Consider the following 19,693-nt stretch of genomic DNA (forward strand, 5'->3'; position numbering starts at 1 on the left):
TGCGTCCGTTCTGCGGACCTGTGTGCACCTCGTGGCGTGGGCTCGGGCGGCGTTTCTTGCCTCTGGAGGTGGTCTGCCAGGCCCGGAGTGGGGGGTGTTGGTGCTGCCGCGCCGCGGCGACGTCGTCCGCCATGCGTCACGCCGACCGACCCCACACGGGGTGCAGAACTGAGTTGAGGTTCCTGTTGGCCCCGGCGCACCTTCCCCGGGGCCGGCAGGAACAGAGTCCGAGAGCGGGGTCAGCCTGTGCAGCAGTCTGCGGTCCGTACGGTCCCGGCTTCCGGGTTCAGTTCTGTGCTTCGCGTTCCGGGAATGCGCGCCGTGTTCGTGGCGCACGCCGTGTCCATGGTGGGCACTCTGGCAGCCGAGGTCGCGCTGTCGATCCTGATCTTCCAGCGAACCGGCTCGGCCCTGTGGTCGGCGCTGGTCCTCGTCTGCTCGTTTCTGCCTTACGCCGTGGGCGGCACCGTCTTGTCGTCACTCGCGGACCGCTTCCGGCCGCGGCGTGTGCTGGTCTGCTGCGATCTGCTCAGTGGAGCCTGCATCGCGGCGATGCTGGTACCGGGACTGCCGACCCTCGCCCTGCTGGGGCTGCTGCTCGTCACCGGGTTCATAGCGCCGCTCTTTCAGGGCGCGAGGGCCGCGAGCCTGTCCCACCTGCTGGACGAAGACCTCTTCCCTCTGGGCCGTTCGCTGTTGCGCACCATCAGCCAGACCGCGGTGGTCTCCGGATTCGCGGTCGGCAGCGTCCTGGTCGCTGCGATCGGGCCGCTGTGGCTTCTGGCAGCCGATGCGTGCAGTTTCGTCGTCTCGGCTGTGCTCATCGGTCTGTGCACACCCAGCGCTCCCGCCGGTGCCCCGGACGGCGGCCGGTCCCTGCGAGCCGTGGTGAAAGGGTCCGCGGACGGGCTGCGTCATATCTGGACCAATCGGCCGCTAAGGCGACTGGTCGTGCTGACCTGGGCTGTTCCCGGGTTTTCGTCCGTGGGCGACGGCCTTGCCGTCGCCTACACGGCGGAGACGGGTTCCGCCGCCACGGCGGCGGGCTGGCTCTTCACCGGGTACGCCGCCGGCACGGTCGCGGGTGAACTCGTGGTGGCGAGGCTGTCACCGGATTCCCGGCGTCGTCTCATCACACCCTTGATCGTCGGCTCCCAGATCCCGCTGCTCGCGTTCTTCCTCGCCCCGTCCGTTCCCGTGGCGGCGGCCTTGCTGGCCCTCTCGGGCGCCGGCTTCGCGTGCAACCAGGGCATCGATCCGCTGATCCTGTCCGCGACGGCTCCCTCCTACCGGGGGCGCCTGTTCACGGTGCAGACAAGTGGTCTGATGACGGTGCAGGGCCTGGGTGTCGCTGTCTCCGGTGCCCTGGGAACTCATTTCCAGCCGGGTGTCGTCATCGGGGCAACCGGGATCATCGGGAGCGTAGTCGTGCTCTGTCTGGCCCGTCGGCGCTGACCGGGCCGCCGTCCGGGCAGGTCACAGCCGGTTTGACCCCCACAGCAGCAGGTCAGACAGGGGCCTGGGAAGAACCCGGCGTACAGGCCGACTCGTACGTCTCGTCTCGCCGTCGAAACCGCGTTCAGGCGGGCAGGGCCGCGAGCCAGCCGGTCAGGATGCGGTTGACCTCGTCGGGGCGTTCCTGCTGGATCCAGTGGCCGCAGCCGTCGAGGAGGTGCGAGGAGACCAGGCCCGGCAGGGTGGTGGGGTAGGCCTCGATGGCATCGGCCATCCAGTTCGTGGAGGCGTCCAGCGCGCCGCCGACGAACAGGGACGGCTGAGTGACGGGGGCGCCGTCGAAGTCGGCGAGGTCCTCCCAGTCGCGGTCCATGTTGCGGTAGCGGTTGAGCGCACCGCTCATGCCCGTCCGCTCGAACTCCCCGGCGTAGACGTCGAGATCGGCCTCGCTGAGCCAGGCCGGGAGCCTGCCGGAGGGAAACCGTTCGCGCAGCGTCCCGCCCGGGCTCGTGAAGTGCGGGTCCGGGGCGCCGGGGCCCGGCATGGTGTCACCGGACATCGCGGCGTAGAAGCCGGAGAGCCAGCCGCGGACGTCCGGTTCGATCTCGGCCTCGGCCCGTCCGGGCTCCTGGAAGTAGCTGACGTAGAACTCCTCGTCGCCACCCATCCGCGAGAAGACGTCGCTGGGCCGCGGGCCGCCGCGCGGGGCGTAGGGCACGCTCAGCAGCGCGATGCCGTGGAAGACGTCGGGCCTGACCAGGGCGGAGCCGGCGGCGATCTGCGAGCCCCAGTCGTGGCCCACGATCACTGCCGACTCCTCGCCCAGGGCGTGCACCACGGCGACGCTGTCCTCGACCAGGTCGAGCATCCGGTACGCGTCGACGCCGTCGGGCCTGGAGCTACGGCCGTAGCCGCGGACGTCGACCGCGACCGCCCGATACCCGGCGGCGGCCAGAACGGGAAGCTGGTGGCGCCAGGAGTACCAGGACTCGGGGAATCCGTGCACCAGCAGCACCAGTGGTCCCGTTCCCTGTTCGACCAGGTGGATTCTGCCGGCGGGTGAGGAGACCAGGCGATGTGTGCCCTGCGTTGAAGGTGCGGGCAGAGACATGCGTCCTCCAGGGTTTCGGCTGTGACGACACCGGCTCGGCAATCGCGTCACCAGTTCCGCGGGAGACAGCGGAACGGGTGACCGGTCACTGGTAGCGCTTGCCCGCGAAGCTGTTCAGAGCCGTTTCGAGACCCTGCTCGCGGGTGCGTGTGTCCTGCTTCCAGGGGGAGGCGACCGTGCACTTCAGTACGCCCGCGCCGGCACGGAGGGGGGCCGGGATCCTGGTGTCGGCATTCGCGTCGAGGGCCGCCGTGAAGGTGAGTGCCCGCTGGTTCTTCTTCCTGCTGAACGTGACGGAGGCGACGTCCCGCCAGGGCACCTTCACCGTGTGCCGGCCGTGCCGCACGGTGAGCCCGTCGGCCCCTACGTGCAGCGCCCTGGCCTGAAGGAGCGGCAGCGAGACCCTCAGCCCGTGGAGCACGCAGAGCAGCGTGATCACGATCGCGTACACGGACATGACCGGGACCTTGTCGAACCCCAGGCCGAGCAGCAGGAGCAGGGCGTCGATCGTCAGCGCCCACCCGGCGGGCCGCCGCATGCGACGCAGGAAGACATCCGGGCCCCACTCCTCCACGGTGAACGAGCCGCCATCCGGCCCGCCCACGGCCGGTTCGCTCATCGGCGCTTTCCGCGGGTCCGTCGAGGGCGGCCTCGTCGCGGCCGTCGCGCCGGCCGAACCCCCTTGCTGCGGGCCGGTGGTCGCCGGCGCGTCCGCATCCGGACCGCTCGTCGGCGCGTCCGTCCACGGCTCCGCTCCGGCGGCTCTGTGCGCGGTGCGCGGATCGGGGACCGCGGCCGCTGGTGTGCGAGGCGCGAGACGAGCGCAGCGGCGCTGGGGCGGTCCTCCGGTGCCTTCCGCAGGCAGTCCAGCGCCAACTCCCGCAGGCCGTACGGCGTCGCACCGAGGTCGGGCTCCTCGTAGACGACGCGGAACAGCAGGGTGTGGGAGGGGCCTTCGCCGAAGGGCCCGTTCCCCGTGGCCGCGTAGACGAGCAGTGAGCCGAGGGAGAAGACGTCCGCAGGCGGTCCGGCCGGCTGCCCCTGTGCCTGTTCGGGCGACATGAAACCCGGCGTGCCGAGGATGGTTCCCGCCCTGGTCAGATCGGTGCTTCCGGCGGTCTCCAAGGTCTCGAAGGCCTTGGAGACGCCGAAGTCGATGACCCTCGGACCGTCGTCGACGAGGAGGACGTTGGAGGGCTTCAGATCGCGGTGCACGAGGCCCGTCTTGTGGAACGACGCGAGCGCCTCCGCCAGTCCACCGGTGAGCCTGCGTACCTCTTCCTCGTCCAACGGGCCGTGCCGGGCGACGCGTTCGGCGAGGGAAGGTCCGTCCACGTACTGACTGGCGATCCACGGCACCGCCGCGTCCGGGTCCGCGTCGACGACCTGCGCGGTCCAGAAGCCGCCCGCCCGCATGGCGAGTTTGGCCTCCCGCCGGAAGCGTTCACGGAAACCGGAAGAGGACGCCAGGTCCTCCCGCACCACCTTGACGGCGACCCGCCGCCCGGCAGGGGACTGACCGAGGAACACCCGGCCCATCCCGCCCGAGCCCAGCCGGAAGGTCAACCGGTACGGGCCGACGACCCGCGGATCCCCGGCTTCCAACGGCTTCATCGAACCCCCCGCTTGACTGTGGCCTCACGCCTTACCTTCCGCGCCCACCATAGTGATGTCGCCCCTGACGCCTCATTGGTTCCGTTCAGCGGCTCGACGGTGCCCGGAGGACGAGCAGGTGCGGGTGATGCGGCAGGTGGTCGAATTCCGGACGCCGCCCGGGAGTTCGGGCACGCGGTCTTATCGCGCCGGTGCCCGTGCGGCGCGGTGGGACCGCGCGCCGATCGCTGCCTTACGAGCCGTGGACGACGGCCGAACTCCCAGCCGCTCAACGCCGGTTGAGGGCGGCTGAGCCGCTGAGCCAGGAGGCGGATCGAGAATGGCCGAGAGCACGGTGTGATCCGCCCGCCGATGCGGTTTAGGTGAAGGGGGCGAGGTGCCGGGCCGGGCGAGGGGGGACGGGTGTACGACTACATCATCGTGGGTGCCGGGTCGGCGGGGTGTGTGCTGGCGGGCCGGCTCACCGAGGACGAGAGCGCACGCGTTCTGCTCATCGAGGCAGGGCCCGTGGACGAGGCCCGGGAAATCCACGTTCCGGCCGCGTTCAGCAAGCTTTTCCAGACGAAGTACGACTGGAGTTACCTGAGCGAGTGCGAACCGGGGTTGGACGGCCGCCGCCGCTATCTGCCCCGGGGCCGGATGCTCGGCGGCTCATCGTCGATGAACGCCATGATCTACATACGCGGCAATCGCCGCGACTACGACGGCTGGGCGGCCGGCGGCGCCGACGGGTGGAGCTGGCAGGAGGTCCTGCCGTACTTCCTTCGCGCCGAGGACTTCTCGGGCACCGCGTCACCGTGGCACTCCACCGGCGGACCCCTCACGGTCAGCGAAGGCCGCTCCCGGCATCCGCTCATGGACGCCTATGTGACGGCCGCCCAGGAAGCCGGCCACCCCTACACCACCGATTTCAACGGCCCCGAACAGGACGGCGTCGGCTACTACCACCTCACTCAGCGCGACGGTCTGCGCTGTAGCACGGCTGACGCGTATCTGCGGCCGGCCTTGTCCCGGCCGAACCTCGAAGTGCTCACCGGCGCCCAGTGCACGCGCGTTCTGCTCGACGGCGACCGTGCGACCGGCGTCGAGGTCGACCGCGACGGCGAACTGCTGCAATTGCGCGCCGAACGGGAAGTGTTGCTGTCGGCCGGTGCGTACAACTCCCCGCAGCTGCTGATGCTCTCCGGCATCGGCGTGGCCGATGAACTGGCGGCCCACGGCATCACGCCCCACGCCGGCCTCCCGGTGGGCGAGAACCTCCAGGACCATCCGCACGTCGGCCTGTGCTACCTCACCGACAGCGAGTCACTGCTCGGCGCCGAGACACCTCGGAACGTGCGCCTGCTGGAGACCGAGGGCCGCGGCCCGCTCACCTCGAACGTCGGCGAGGCCGGTGGATTCCACCGCACCCGCGAAGGACTGGACGCCCCCGACATCCAGGTGCACGCCACCCCGGTGATGTTCCACGAGGAGGGCATCAGCCCCGTCACCGACCATGCCTTCATGTTCGGCGCGGTCCTGCTCGCCCCCACGAGCCGGGGCAAGGTCTCCCTGCGGTCGGCGATTCCCAGCGCCAAACCGCACATCCTGCACAACTACCTGACCGCCGAGGACGACCGCGCCACGATGATCCGGGCGCTCAGGATGCTGCTCGACATCGCGCACCAGCCGAGCCTGCGCAAGCACCGCCGCGCCGACTTCCGCGTACCCCGCTCCACGGACGACGCCGGCCTTCTCGCCTTCGCCCAGCGTGAGTTGCAGACCCTCTACCACCCCGCGGGCAGTTGCTCCATGGGGCCCGTCGTGGACTCCCGGCTCAGGGTGCACGGCGTGAACGGCCTGCGGGTGGTGGACGCCTCCGTGATGCCCACCGTGGTACGGGGCAACACCAACGCCCCTACGATCATGATCGCGGAGAAGGCGGCGGACATGATCCGTGGCCTCCCGGCACCGGTGTGACGGTGGGAGGCGGCTGCTCCCGCCAGGCCGCTGTTTCTCTACCGTTGGCGGGGACTGATGCATCCTCGCCGCTCTAGCTCGGTGCCCTCCAGGCAACTCCCGTTCATGCAGGCCGCATTCGCCGCCGACACGACCATCGGAGTCCGAACGTTCCGGCCGCCGGTAGCATTCGCACGCCGACGACAATGCAGTGAGCACGGGGGCAGCACATGAGCAACTCCTTCGGTCCGCCTGGGCAGTTCGGCCCACCCGGTACGCCGCCCGGTCCCCCTCCCGGCCACGTGCCGGGCCCACCGGGACCTGCCGGACAGCCCGGGGCCCCCGGCTCCTTCGGCCCTGCTCAGCCAGGCCCTCCCAACGGCAACAACGTGGCCGTCATCGTCGTCGTCCTCGCTGTCTGCGCCCTCCTCGGGCTCGGCGTGCTCGTCTGGCTCCTGCCGTACCTGCTGACAGGCGGCTCGGACAACAACGCCACGCCGGCCACGTCCCCCTCATCCTCCTACAGCGCTTCGAGCGGAGGCTCGTACGAGAACCCGGGCTCCGGCGCCAGTTCGACGACACCTCCCGACCCGACCGCCTCGGCGTTCGACGACGTCTCGTCGGGCGACTGCCTCAGCGTCTACGACACGGGCAAGGGCGGGGAGACCACCGTGGACTGGAGCAGCGAGATGCCGTCCGCCCCTGTGTCCTGTGACAGTTCGGACGCGACCGTACGCGTGTCCCAGGCCGGTACGTACACCAGTAGCTGCAAGTCCGGGACGGGGCACTCGTACTGGTCCTACCAGCCCTCGGGCGGCGGGGAGACCAGGGTCCTCTGCCTCACCCGCATCTACCGGAAGAACTACTGCCTGCTCGGCAAGCAGTCGGGCAGCGGCGCGAGCCCGCAGATCTCCCTGGGCTCGATGACGGCGGTGGAGTGCACGGACGAGCAAGTCCCCGTCCCCTACAACCAGATCATGCAGATCACCGGCGTCTACGACGCGCCTGTCGGCGCCACGGCCGACGACTGCACGCGCACCCCCGGCGACCAGACGCGGTACTGGGCGTGGAAGGTCGACGACGGGGACACGCTGCTCTGCACCACGATCTACGACTGACGGGAACTGAACTGACGGGCTTGAAGGGGACCCAACTGACGGACGCCCGTGGAGTCCGAAGAGTGCAAGCCTGAAGCCTGGTCAGGGTTGCGGAGGCCGCCCCCGCCGGCCGGGCAGCGGCGGGGCCGTCGGCGAGGGCGGGTCGTCGCCCTTCCCCGGCCGCAGGCCCTGCTCCTGCTGCTGACGTGCGAAGTCCTCCGCGACGAGGGCCGCGAGGTTGAAGTACGCCTCGCGTGTCTTGGGACGCATCATGTCCAGGTCCAACTCGGCACCCGCGGAGAGATGTTCGTCGAACGGGATGGTGACGACACCGCGGCAGCGCGTCTGGAAGTGGGCCACGATGTCCTCGACCTTGATCATCTTGCCGGTCTCGCGGACACCGGAGATCACGGTGATGCTGCGCTGCACCAGATCCCCGTAGCCGTGCGCCGACAGCCAGTCCAGCGTCGTGCTCGCACTGCTGGCACCGTCCACGGACGACGTGGAGATGATGACCAACTGGTCGGCGAGGTCGAGGACTCCACGCATCGCCGAGTACAGCAGGCCCGTGCCCGAGTCGGTGAGGATGATCGGGTAATGCCTGCCGAGGATGTCGATGACCCTGCGGTAGTCGTCGTCGTTGAAGGTCGTGGAGACGGCCGGGTCGACGTCGTTCGCCAGGATCTCCAGCCCGGACGCCGCCTGCGAGGTGAAGCGGCGGATGTCCATGTAGCTGTTGAGATACGGGATCGCCGTCACCAGGTCGCGGATCGTCGCACCCGTCTCGCGCCGCACACGACGGCCGAGGGTGCCCGCGTCCGGGTTCGCGTCGATCGCGATGACCTTGTCCTGCCGCTCCAGCGCCAGCGTCGAACCGAGCGCCGTGGTGGTCGTCGTCTTGCCCACGTCGCCCTTGAGGCTGATCACCGCGATGCGATAGCAGGTCATCACCGGTGTACGGATCAGGCTCAGCTTCCGCTCCCGCTCCTCCTCCCGCTTCCTCCTGCTGCCGAGGCGGAATCTGGTGGTCGGCGCCGGACTCTGCGGGCGGGGCGTACGCCCTTCGAGGTTCGGCCGCCCCGCGTCCGGCAGGACCGGCGTCCTCCGATCCGACCACCGGGCGAAGGTCTCGGTGACATGTCGTGCCGTGGGGTGCGAACCGCCTGGTCGCTTGCATTCGTCGACGACCTCGCGGATCTCGCGGCAGCTCTCCTCCTCCCACGTGGACAGCTCGCTGAGGATCACGCCCAGCGAGCGAATGTTGTCCGCAACGGTCATCCGCTGCTCGGCGGGCGGATCTTCGACCCCACCGATGAGAGCGGATGTCCAGCCGGTCAGCGCCACCACCCGGTGATCGCCGGTGAGCAGAATCGTGCTGGGGGTCAGATCTCCGTGGATCATTCCGCTGCGGTGGCAGTGAGCGACGGCGTTGCTGATGTGCTGACCGAGTTCGACGGCCAGTGCGGTGGAAAGAGGGGCGAACTGGCGGTCGTGAAAGTACTGCTGCAAGGTCAGCGCCATGCTGCGGCCGTTCCCCGTCAGTCGCTCCTGGGCGAGCCAGATGGAGTCCGGCCGCCAGGCGTCGGCGACGCCGGGAGGCTTTTCGGCCGTCTCCATGGTGAGAAGCCGCGGTGCGTACGTACCCGCCATGCGCGACAGGGCTTCTCCTTCGGTGCGGAGCATTCGTTCGGAAGCGGAAACGTCGTCGCGGTAAGGCGTCTTTACGACGGCCCAGTTGCCTTCCTTGTCGTATCCGAGGTACGTGGCAGCTCGCGCCGCAGTGGCGTGCTGGCTGGTCAAGGTGTACGGGCCCACCGTGAGCCGTTCGCGGAGCGGCACCCAGCCCGCCAGTCTCGCGGCCCTGGCGTCGTCGTCCTCGTCCTCGTGGGCCTCTGCGGGCGGCACCGCCTCCGCCGGGAACCCTGGCGGGGCTTCCGGGGGCGCCTCCCACGGGCCCTCTGCCGTACTCTCCCCCGGACCTTCCGCGTCGGCGGGGGCGCCCGTATCCGTGCCTGTGTCCGTATCCGTACCCGTGCCGAAGTGCGCTGCGAGACGAGGTCCCGCCGAGGCGAACGGGCGGGCGTTCGGTACGAGCCGGGCCGTGCCGGAGGAGTGTGCGAGCCAGGCCGCGAAGTCGGGGGCGGTGGACGGGAGTTGTTCCAGGTAGGCGCTGATGCGGCGCCCCGTGGCGAGGAGTTCCGCGGTCGGCACGGCATCCAGTAGGGCGCTGCGGACCTCGTCGGTGAAGTCGAAGACATGGTGCTGCGGCAGCTCCCCGTCGCTGCGCTGCCCTTCCACGAGACCGAGGAGTCCGCCGAGGAAGACCTCGGCGAGATGAGATGTGCGGGCGGGCCACGGGACGCCCTCCTGTACGAGTCGCATGACCGGAACGGACAGCGGCGAGACCGCGGCCAGATGGGCGGCCAGGCGGTACGCCTCGGGGGACGCCGCAGCGCGGAAGTGCTGGAGGCGGTGCAGTCCTCTGTCAGGTTCGCGCGCGGCGGAGGGCGCACTTCCGGTGCCGATGCCGCCCTCGTCGCGCCGCCGCCGCGCCACCGTCGGCGACAGCAGGAGGGAGAGCCGTGCTGTTGCGCCCGACGAGGCGAGGAATCCGGCCCAGACGCCCATGGAGCCCGGGGCGGGTTCCAGCACGGGCACGGGAACCCCGCCGATTGCGGCGAATTCGTAGCCGGGGCTGCGGTCGGCCGGGTCCATGGGGAGGACCGGGTCGTACACATGCCATTCCGAGTTCGCAGCACCACGCCGCCGAGTCGTCAACCGCCATTCCGCCGCCCGTATGCCCGAGCCGTCCCACATCTGGGGCGGCAGGGCGTGTACGACAGCGGTGGGTCCACATCGGGCCCAGTCGGCAAGGGTTTCGTGCATCCGGCCGTCCCGCCAGGCCGCCCCCATTCCGTCGCTGAGCACGAGCAGCAGCGTCCGCCCGGACGGGTCGGCCGCCGTCCGCGGGTGCAGCAGCGTCGCATCCCTACGGAACGGACGGGCGCGCAGCATCGGAGCACGCTCACCCCGGGTGTGCAGGCCGTAGGTGTCGACGAGGCGGAAGGCACCCAACCGCTGTGTCAGCGTGCGCAGTTCGGTGGCCAGGCGCTGCCACAGCAGCATCGACATGCCGTCGTCGACCAGCAGCGCGAGGTTGAACCACCGTTCCCGCTCGGGATGTAGACGCACATCCGGCAGTCCGGTGTCGGCGAGAGCGGAGACGGTCGCCTCCTCGTCGAACTCGTAGCGCAGGCTGCTCGGCCGCCTCTGCTTCAGCGGACGCAGAGCCCGTGTGAGACGCAGTTCGGACCGCAGCGCCCTGTTTCCCGGCACTCGCAGCGGTGCCGCCCCCGACTGCTCGTCCTGTACGGGCTGTTGGGGTGTGTGCGCCGCACTCTGAGCCGTCGAATGCAGGTCGCCGCGGGATTCGGAGCGGGAGGGACCGGTGGCGGAGTCGTATGGCGGCGACGGTACGTCGAGGGGACCGAGCTGCCCACCGCTCGCGAAGTCCCCGGCTCCGCCCGCGACTTCCTGGGCGAGCGGAGCCTCGGAGCCGTCCGTCGGCATGATGCGGGCCAGCCACAGGACGTCCAGCAGCTCCTGTTGGTCGAGGTCGACCCCGCTGAGGCCGAGGATCGAGAGCGTCTCGCCGAGCCGCCCGGTCTCCGCTTCCGGCATGGGATCAGACCGTCCCGCCGAGCTGGTGCAGTACGGAGTCCAGCAGGTCGTCCGCGGACAGGTCGGCTCCACTGGTACGGAGGAATACCGCGTTGAGCAACTGGTCCGTGGCGAGTTCTCCCGGCGCGCGGCGCTGGAGGAAGGATTCCAGCAGGTCCTCGCTCTCGGCCAGCACGCCTGCTCCGAGGTGTGCTGTCACGATCGCGCGGAGCATCTCTTCGTCGGGCGTGGGCAGTTGGAGCGGTACGCAGCGGCGCAGGAACGCCGGAGGGAAGTCGCGTTCGCCGTTGCTGGTGATCACCACCACGGGGAATTCGGTGCACCGCACATTGCCCCGTACCACCGTGGTCGTCTCCCCGGCGTGGTCCGTGGCGACGTCGATGGCCGACTCCTCCTCGCGCAGCCGCGCCAGCTCGGGGATCTCGAATTCCCCCTCCTCGAACACCGTCAACAGATCGTTGGGCAGGTCGATGTCGCCCTTGTCGAGTTCGTCGATCAGAAGAATCCGCGGACGGGACCGGGGGGCCAGCGCGGTGCCGAGCGGTCCGAGACGTACGAACGAGCCGATGCCGGGCCCGTATTCGCCCTGTTCACGCTGGAGCGCGGTCTCACGGAGCCGTCCGACCGCGTCGTAGCGGTAGAGAGCCTCCTGCACGGTGGACCGGCTGTTGATCGGCCAGCGCAGGACGTCCCCCAGCCCCAGTTCGCGGGCGACCGCCCAGGCGAGCGACGACTTTCCCGTGCCCGGTGAGCCCGTCACCAACAGGGGCCGCCGAAGGTGCAGTGCCGCGTTGACCACGTCGGCGTGCTTGGGCGAGATCAGATAGCGGGGCACGGGAGGCGGCTCGGGCGGGGACTGCGAGGCTGCTTCGGCCTGGTCCTCCGCCCGCGGGACGCCGGTGAAGCGGCGCCAGGGCGGAGCAGGCGGCATGACCGGCTCGCGCGGTTCGCCGTCTCCACGGAAGAGCCTCCAGTTTCCTTCCGGGGGAGGGACGTCGTTCGGACGCATCGAATCTCCGTTTGTGTCCTGGGTCATGACGATTCCAAGGGGTCGGCGAGATCCAGCAGCGGGACGGGGCTTTCGGGGCTCTCCCATGCCAGTACTGGCTGTCCGGTGTAGCGCTGCGGGTAGCTGAGCGTCTTCGTCCGGTAGCCGCGCACGCGCTCAGGAGCTCGGCCGGCCCAGCCCTCGACGATCTTGAGTAGTTCGTGTGCCGAGTCCGGCTTCCTGCGGTCCCACACCACCACCGGCACACGCATGGCCAGGCACAGTTCAACGATGTCGCGCCGGAGGTGCGACACGGCGTCAACGACCACACAGGCAGCGTCCCGCTCGTCCATCAGCAGCCCGTAGGTCTCCCGCTTGCCCGCGACGGGGCCACGGACGCAGAGCGGCTCGCTGTCCTCCAGCCGCCGCCAGCGCCGCTGCCAGTCCGTCTTGAAACGGTCGCCGTAGCGCTCGGTCAGTTCGGGACACCGGATGACCACCGAGTACTCGGCGCCGAGTACACACGGCACGATCTCGTCGGAGTCGGCCGACTCCCACTGGTCGACGGCGAGTTCCAGCGCGTCGCGGGGCAGGAGCAACTCCACGATCGGACGGGCGGCTTCGGGCGCGGTCGAGTGCATCGGGCCCAGCACCCGGAAGATCTCGGAAACGATTTGAGACGGGGTCCGCAACTGGTCGGCGGTGTCCGACACGGAACGCGGGCCCATTCCTTCGTCCAGCCACATCTGCACGCGGTACCTATCGGCGTCGCCGGAGGCGTGGTGGCGGTCGAGCCGGACGAGGAGGCGCGGCTGCGGCACCGAGCGCTGCCGGGCCGCTGCCCATTCCCGGGCGTCGTCTCTGCGCTCGCCGAGCGCAGAGTCGTGGATTCCCAGGCGCGCTGCTACCTGGGCGTTCCACTCCCGTAGCCGTTCCCGCTGCGGTACGCAGTCGCACACCGCGGCCAGATACTCGACGACGCGCAGCAGTCCGGGGACCAGCGACGTCGCCTTCGGTACCGCCCGGCTGTCTCCCTGAAGCCCCTCCAGGTGGGAGACGAGCGCTTCGACTCGCTCCATGCGTACCACCGGGCCGTCGCCCCAGCCGGCGCCCTGGAGCAAGGAGTTGGGCACCTGACTCAGGGGCAGCGCGGCGCGGACGGCCGTCGGAAGCAGGGCCGTCACGGCAGGAGCCAGCGTGTGCAGCGCTGCCATGAGCGCACCGTGCTCTCCGGGGGAGAGGAGCGTGCCAGGCTCCAACTCGCGGCTCACGGCGAGGACTTCGGCCGCCTTCCCGGGCTGGAGGACGTGCAGCGCCTCGGCGAACGCCGGCAGAGCGCGCTCGTGCGAAGTGAGGAAGCGCGCGAAGGCGTCCACCGTCAAATGCGCGTGACCCTCGGGGAGTCGGCAGCCGCATCGGTTCGCGACCATACGCATCGCTTCAGCCCTGCCCTCCGAGGTGGGAAGGACCCGGGCGACCGCCGCCACGAGGGGACGCAGGGTGGGGTCCGGCGAAAGAGCGGGAGACGTACCCCCGATCACGTACGGCGCGCCGGACCCGGTCAGCTCCGCACGGATTCGCTGCCAGGGGATGCCCCAGCCGCGGCGGATCACCTGCTGCGGGGAGAACGGCATCGGGCCGCCGGTGTCCGGGTCGGGCGGCGGTGTCAGCGAGGCCACCACCAGGCCGACGGCAGCGCCCAACTCATCGGACCACAACGGGCCTCCGCTGTACCCGTGGTCGATCGCCAGTCCGGTGGGGCTGCCGTCGAAGTACCCGACGCTGTCATCGCATTCGGTCACCCGGGCATCCGCGTACGAGGCGGCGGTCCCGCCCCCGTGCCATGCCCGCACCGACTGTCCCTTCTCCATGGGATGCCAGCGCACCGGCTGTACGTCCTCGGGCAGGCGCTCCAGCAGGGTCAGCACGGCGAGGTCGCCGCCCCACTCCAGGGGCCTGTCGCCTGCCGGCTGTCCAGGCGGTATCCACAGATCGAGCCGTGCTGCGCACTCGTGACGGCCGTGCGGGCTCTGCACCCGCGCCCGTACGGTCACCGGCCCTGGGTCTTCCGGGCTCAACTGCCTCTTGCCCACGGCGTCGTTGACGACGTGAGCGCAGGTGAGGAGGTGCTCCCCGGGAAGAAGCACGCCAGAGCCGACCGCTTTCCCATCGAGGCGGTTCAACAGGGAAACCGCCGGGGGCCGCGGGTTCCGTGGCGCCGTATGGACCCCTCCCACGGGTCAGCCCCGGGATGTGGAGGGGCGCCAGGTGGCAGCCACCTTCAAGGTCGCGTTCCCGGTGGTTCCGACGATGCCGAGCTTGAGGTCCTGCCCCACCGTCAGACCGAATTCGACGGTCACTTCGTCCGGCGGAGTCCCGGCGGCGGTGAGGGAGTCGTTGACTTCCTGGAGAAGCGGACCAAGGGGTCGCAGCGTGGTGCGCAGCGTTTCGCGCGCGAGTGTCACCGCGGCAACGGTGCCGCGGCCGACGGGGGTGGCGCCGCCGACACCCGAGGGGAGATCGGCGTCCACACTGGTCTCGGCCGCCGGCAGCTCTCCTACGGGTTCCAACTCAAGTCGTATGGCCGTGTCGTCGCTTAAGGTCAGTTCGGCGTACTGCGTCACCTTCTCATCATGCCCAAGATCGCGTTGCCCGTCTGCCGTTTGTGCGGCCGGGGGACCATGCTGAGGCGCCCCGACCAGGAGTCCAGCTTTCCGCTTGTGGAACTGTGCAAGGGATTTGCGGTGGGGGTGTGTGGCCGGGTGCCGGAGGCCCGCAACCAGAGCCGTCGCGCTGGCTACACCGAAGGGCGTGTCATGAGTTCGCGGTCACGGGTGGTACCGGACTGACCAGGGCGCAGGCCGTGAGGAAGCTGAACGCCGCAGGGCACAAGGCCGTACCGCACACGAGCTGGGCCGAATCACCCTGGCTCTTCGGCCTCGACCGCGGTGCGGGGCCCGTCGTCGTCCGGCAGGCCCCGCATCCGTATTCACACCTCGCCGTTCAGCGCCGTTCAGCGCCGCTCAGCCGAACTGCCGCTCGATCTGGGCGAGTTTCTCCTCAAGGGTGTCGAGTCTGGGCCCGGTCGTGCCGCCCTCGTCGCCCCGCACGCCTGCTCCCGCGTCCTCTCCCGCACGCGAGCCCGCGCTCGGGCTCGCGCTGTGCGACTGCGGCGCGGGCAACTGCGCGGCGGGCTGCACGGTGGGACCGGCCGGGACCTCCGCGGGGGCCGGTGCGGGCGCCGCGCGTTGGAGCCAGGGGCCGACGCGCCAGTGCTGCTGGCCGCCCAGTGCCTTCACCTTCACGCGCTCCAGCCTGTGCTGCTCTCGGCGGCGAAGACGTTCCTGCTCCTGGTTGCGCCGTTCCTCCCGTACCTCCTCGACGGCCTGGTCGAGGGTGCGTACGCCCTCCAGCAGCATCAACGACCAGGCGCGGAAGGTCTCCCGGGGTGCGCGCAGCCACCGTACGACGCGGATCTGCGGCAACGGCCGCGGAACCAGGCCCTGTTCGCGAAGCGCGGCACGCCGGGTCTGCTTCAGCGCACGGTCGAAGAGGATCGCAGCGGACACCGACATCCCCGCGAAGAACTCCGGCGCTCCCGCGTGCCCGCCGCCGCGGGGGGCGTGCACCCAGTTGAACCACGCGGAGGCGCCTGCGAACGCCCATACCAGCAGCCGCGATCCGAGCGAAGCGTCACCGTGGCTCGCCTCCCGTACGGCCATGACGGCGGAGAACATCGCCGCGCCGTCCAGCCCGAACGGGACCAGGTACTCCCAGCCGCCCGACAGCCGCAGGTTCTGTCTGCCGAAGCCGACGAGACCGTGGAAGGAGAGCGCGGCGGCGACCGCCGCGCAGCAGAAGAGGAGCAGATAGGCGGCCAGTGCGTAACCGGCCTCCTTGCGCCGCGGCGGCGCTGTTCAAGCTGCTCCCAGGAGTCGTTGGCCGAACTGCCGCCCTCGCGCGCCTGCTTGATCACTTGCTTTCCTCGTGTCGTCAGCACGACCGCCGCGAGTGAGGCGGCCAGCAGCACCGCGCCCCCCACTACCAAGCCCGGCGGTATATCCGTCTCTGCCATACCTTGCCCCCACGCCGGGCGCGGCCGCCCGTTGCCCGACCTGCCTTGCTCAGCCTGCTTCGTCCTGCTGCTTCCGTTCAGCACCGAGGCATCCCGATGCAGGACCCGGCACACTAACGTGGATCAAGCTCAAGTGCACACTGACGAGGGGCGCCCGTTGCGAGTTGGGCGTTTGTTCCCGAACTCCTCAGCGAAACAAGGGCAGTTGTGCGATGTACCCCTGGGTCCCGCGGGGCCTGGTCAGCTCACCGGGGCAGCAGGGATTTCCCCAAGTGCCCTGCGCACAGGCCGACTTGTTCTCCCTCACCGTCGGGGCGCTGCGGCCCGTCTGGGCCTGGAATCCGTCGCCTGTGGCCTGGCCCCAGGCCACGGGGTGCCCCGGGGCAGGAGGCCGACACACCTGGCCACGAGATCGATGCGGGCTGCGTTCCTTACGCCTCGGTCCCGGTGCGTGGGGCCGGGGTGGATACCCGCCGCGCGCCCGCCACCGCGCCCGCCCGCGCGCCCAACTCCCGCCTTGCGCTCCCGACTTCCTTTCAGTAATTCGTTTCAGTAACACGGCGCACGCACGGGCCCGAAGCGGTGTTGACTTCGCAGCGCGAGGTCGCGGCGGCGCAGGGTCACGGCCTTTCGCACAGTCACGGTTTGTCGCACAGTCACGGCTTGTTGGGGGATTTCCATGTACGGGGGCGGGGACGACGGCGGTCGGGGGGCACGGGGATGGCGGCGGCCGTTTCCGGACGGCGAGGGGTCGGATCCCTTTCTGCGGAGGTTCAAGGAAGCGGTGGTGCCCGGCAGCCGGCGGCGGGCGCTGCGCGAGGACGTACTGCCCGTCCTGGTGCTGGACACCACGGGCACGGACGCACACAGCACCGCACGGCGCGCGGAGCGGACGCTCGACGGGCTGGAGGACACGCTCACCCGCGGCGGGCGCACGGGCCGTGACATCACCGACGGTCCCGAAGGCTCCCACGGGCGGGACGGAGGGAGCCGGCGGGGCGCCCACGGGACACGCGACAGGGACGACAGCCGCGAGGGCGTCTTCGACCGTTTCGACGCCGCCGCCGGCGAACGCCTCGCCCCGTATGCGAGGTTGAGGCCCGGCGCGGGCGGCAGACCGGGCACGCCCGCGACCGGCGCGACCGGCACGGGTGCGACCGGCACAGGCGTACCCGGCACAGGCGTACCCGGCACCGGATATCTGGCCCTGAGGGCCGGTGAGGAGCTGCGGGCGAACACCCCCCGCAAGGGCACGCCGCTGCCGAACCGCAATCTGCGCCTGATGACGGACCTCACCGAGGGCATCCGCGAGCGCCCCAACGACCCCGTGCCGAGCGGCCGGGAGCTGCGCGACCGTGCGTACAGTCTGCGCGCGGAGGAGGCCGACGGCGGGCTGCTGCACTGGCTGGCCCGCTTCTCCGACGTCCAGTTCTCGGGCCCGCTGGCGTGGCTGGGCGATCTGGTCGCGCTGTTCGGAAAGTCGGTGCTCTACCGGTTCCCGCGCTGGTGCTGGACCTCGTGGTGGACGCGGCGGCTGCTGCGCTCGAAGCACAACTGGTACGAGCAGTGGCGGCGGATGGGCAGGACCGGCGAGTCCGTATTCGAGAAGGTCGCTCAGCTTCTGACGCGTCAGTCGGAGCGGCTGGGCCGGGACGACGAGGAGGCGGCGCGGGCGGCGCACCGGGACCTTGAGGAGCTGCTGCTGCGTGCGCTGCTGGCGGATCTGCGGGACGCGGGGCCCGGCAGGTTCGGTCCGCGTGCACGCCGCCGGCGTACGAGGCGGGTGATGCTGCTCGAACTGCCGTCGGCGGGCGAGCCGGGGGCGGACGCGGCGGGGGGCTTCCTGCGGGCGCTGAGGAACACCGCGTCCGCTCCGGGCAGGGCGTCGCTGCTGGTGGCCGCGGCGGGCTGTGCTGCGGCGTACCAGGAGGAGGACTGGCGGCGCTGCCAGAACCTGCGGCACGGCGCCGAGTTGTTCGCGCCCGTGCAGGACGCGGAGGCGCTCGCGCTGCCGCTGCTGATCCCGATGCCGTCGCAGAACTTCGACGAGGAGGGCATCTTCGTCACCCGCGTCGAGCCCGGCGGCCCCTGGCCGGGCATCACGGCGTCGTCGGAGATCGCCGCCGAAGTCGCCGTCGGCGCCGCGCTGTTGGCGGTGCTGGCCGCGTTCCTGCCCTGGCCGGGGCAGGACGCCGGGACCGCCTGCTGGGACGGCCGATATGTGAAGGGCGCGCACGTTCCCGAGCCGCTGCCCGCGAACGCCACGGCGAAGAACACCGCACGCACGCAGTACGACAGCGTCGTCGAGCACATCCGCCAGCTCAACGACGAGGCCGTGCGTTCGGAGCGCAAGGCCGACGAGCACAGCCGCAGCACCGTGCGCAGGGTCGTATATCTGGGCGCGACCGTGCCCTCCGATCCGGAGGAGGCCATCGACAACGGGGCCGTACCCGAACTGCGGGGTCTGCTGCTGGCCCAGCGCAGGCTGAACCAGGAGGCCGTCGAGGACCGCGCGAACCGGGTGCGGCTCTACGTCGACGTCCGCGACACGGGGCGCGACTTCGCCGACGCGGAGGAGGAGGCCCGCCGCGTGGTGAAGGAGGCCGAGCGCTACAAGGACAGCGAGGACCACCGGACCGTGATCGGCGTCGTCGGCTTCTCCGAGAGCCGTCGCGAGACCCGTAAGGCGGCGGCCGTGCTCGACGAGGGGCAGGTGCCGTCCATCGGTACGACCGCGACAGCCGACGCGATGCAGCGCGACCCGCGGACGGGGAAGGCGCTCACCTACTACCGGCCCATGTCGCCCGACAACGGCCGCGAATCGCGGATCGCGGCGTCCTTCGCGCACTCCGAGCGGGTCGTCGCCGACGACGGCGGGCAGTGCGAGTACGCGAGGCGTGCGCTGGTGGTCGAGGAGCCCGGCGATCTGTTCAGCGAGGAGATGAGCCGCAAGTTCGCCGGGGAGTTCGGCGAGGGCGCGGAGCGGCTGCCGCTGGCGGGCGGCGGTGAGGGCGGCGGCTACACACCCGTCGGGGTCGCCAAGACCGTATGCGAACGCATCCGGCAGGAACCGCGCACGGTGGTCTACTGGGCGGCCCGCGTAAGGAACTTCTCCGCCTTCGTCAACGCCTACGGACCGGACTCCGGCTGCGGCGGCCTGCCCCGGAAGCTCACGGTCCTCGGCAGCAACGAGCTGACCAGCACGGCGCTGCGCGGCAAGTACAAGGAGCCGTGGCTGAGGCTGTATCACAGCGTCCATGTGCTGCCGGAGCGGCATCCGGACAGCAACGGGCAGGCGGACAGGCTCTTCCGCGAGTACGTCGACAACTACACGGCGGACGACCCCTGGCTCAACGACGGCCATGTGGCCCTCGCGCACGACGCGTTGAAGGTGCTGTCGACGGCGGCGGACGACGCGCTGTCGTCCACCGGCACGGCGTACACGGATCTGGTGAAGGCCAAGCTGGACGAGGAGATCGCCTTCCAGGGCGCGAGCGGCGCCATCCGCTTCCCCGAGCTGCACGGTTCCAGGCCGCCGGTGGACAAGGCGATCACGATTCTTCACGCCACGGCGAAGGGGCCCGAAGTCGCCCTGCACTGCGGTGCGTTCAAGGAGAACGAGCCGCCCGTGAGCCGCTGGGGGCCGGGCGGGGCTCATCCTTGTCCGGCGGACGGCTGAACCGGAGCCGGCGTGTGGAGGACGGTGACGCAAGCCGACGTGGAGGACGGTGACG

11 protein-coding genes and 1 pseudogene are annotated in these 19,693 nt (G+C 70.5%); 4 read left to right on the forward strand and 8 right to left on the reverse strand.

Annotation, left to right across the window (positions count from 1 at the left end; genetic code table 11):
• Positions 1-294 precede the first annotated feature (294 nt).
• Entirely contained in the window at positions 295-1,455 is a 1,161-nt protein-coding gene (locus MMA15_RS06270; protein ID WP_308290513.1) for an MFS transporter, read from the forward strand.
• A 124-nt stretch (positions 1,456-1,579) separates the two neighbouring features.
• Here MMA15_RS06270 and MMA15_RS06275 read toward each other — a convergent pair whose 3' ends face one another.
• The 3 genes from MMA15_RS06275 to MMA15_RS06285 all read right to left on the reverse strand — a co-directional run bounded on the left by MMA15_RS06275 (position 1,580) and on the right by MMA15_RS06285 (position 4,180).
• Positions 1,580-2,566 carry an alpha/beta fold hydrolase gene (locus MMA15_RS06275; RefSeq protein ID WP_241058056.1) on the reverse strand — a complete coding sequence of 329 codons (987 nt, stop codon included), beginning with the start codon at positions 2,564-2,566 and terminating at the stop codon, positions 1,580-1,582.
• Positions 2,567-2,651: 85 nt separating this feature from the next.
• Positions 2,652-3,185 carry a hypothetical protein gene (locus tag MMA15_RS06280; protein WP_241058058.1) on the reverse strand — a complete coding sequence of 178 codons (534 nt, stop codon included), beginning with the start codon at positions 3,183-3,185 and terminating at the stop codon, positions 2,652-2,654.
• On the reverse strand, positions 3,182-4,180 hold the full coding sequence (locus MMA15_RS06285; RefSeq protein ID WP_241058059.1) for a serine/threonine-protein kinase: 999 nt from the start codon (positions 4,178-4,180) through the stop codon (positions 3,182-3,184). Before MMA15_RS06285 ends, MMA15_RS06280 begins: the two co-directional genes overlap by 4 nt.
• A 402-nt stretch (positions 4,181-4,582) precedes the next feature.
• Between MMA15_RS06285 and MMA15_RS06290 the strand changes: the two genes are divergently transcribed.
• Both MMA15_RS06290 and MMA15_RS06295 read left to right on the forward strand, forming a co-directional pair.
• Positions 4,583-6,139 (forward strand): GMC family oxidoreductase, encoded by a 1,557-nt coding sequence (locus tag MMA15_RS06290; RefSeq protein WP_241058060.1) that lies wholly within the window; start codon positions 4,583-4,585, stop codon positions 6,137-6,139.
• 368 nt (positions 6,140-6,507) lie between these two features.
• Entirely contained in the window at positions 6,508-7,236 is a 729-nt protein-coding gene (locus MMA15_RS06295) for an LppU/SCO3897 family protein (protein ID WP_241058061.1), read from the forward strand.
• An 81-nt stretch (positions 7,237-7,317) separates the two neighbouring features.
• Here MMA15_RS06295 and MMA15_RS06300 read toward each other — a convergent pair whose 3' ends face one another.
• The 5 genes and pseudogenes from MMA15_RS06300 to MMA15_RS06320 all read right to left on the reverse strand — a co-directional run bounded on the left by MMA15_RS06300 (position 7,318) and on the right by MMA15_RS06320 (position 15,959).
• The gene (locus MMA15_RS06300) at positions 7,318-10,896 is read right to left on the reverse strand and encodes an SAV_2336 N-terminal domain-related protein (protein WP_241058062.1); all 3,579 of its coding nucleotides are present in this window, start codon (positions 10,894-10,896) and stop codon (positions 7,318-7,320) included.
• 4 nt (positions 10,897-10,900) lie between these two features.
• Complete coding sequence (locus MMA15_RS06305; protein WP_241058063.1) at positions 10,901-11,905, reverse strand: AAA family ATPase; 1,005 nt, start codon at positions 11,903-11,905, stop codon at positions 10,901-10,903.
• Positions 11,906-11,928: 23 nt separating this feature from the next.
• Positions 11,929-14,031: a VMAP-C domain-containing protein gene (locus MMA15_RS06310; RefSeq protein ID WP_241058064.1), complete on the reverse strand. Its 2,103-nt coding sequence runs from the start codon at positions 14,029-14,031 to the stop codon at positions 11,929-11,931.
• A gap of 93 nt (positions 14,032-14,124) precedes the next feature.
• Positions 14,125-14,508: a CU044_2847 family protein gene (locus MMA15_RS06315; RefSeq protein ID WP_241058065.1), complete on the reverse strand. Its 384-nt coding sequence runs from the start codon at positions 14,506-14,508 to the stop codon at positions 14,125-14,127.
• 399 nt (positions 14,509-14,907) lie between these two features.
• Positions 14,908-15,959 (reverse strand): annotated as a pseudogene (locus MMA15_RS06320) (DUF2637 domain-containing protein).
• A 787-nt stretch (positions 15,960-16,746) separates the two neighbouring features.
• Here MMA15_RS06320 and MMA15_RS06325 point away from each other — a divergent pair.
• Complete coding sequence (locus MMA15_RS06325; protein WP_241058066.1) at positions 16,747-19,638, forward strand: type 1 periplasmic-binding domain-containing protein; 2,892 nt, start codon at positions 16,747-16,749, stop codon at positions 19,636-19,638.
• Positions 19,639-19,693: the final 55 nt, after the last annotated feature.

It is taken from the genome of Streptomyces marispadix, assembly GCF_022524345.1.
In the GTDB taxonomy this organism is placed as follows: domain Bacteria; phylum Actinomycetota; class Actinomycetes; order Streptomycetales; family Streptomycetaceae; genus Streptomyces; species Streptomyces marispadix.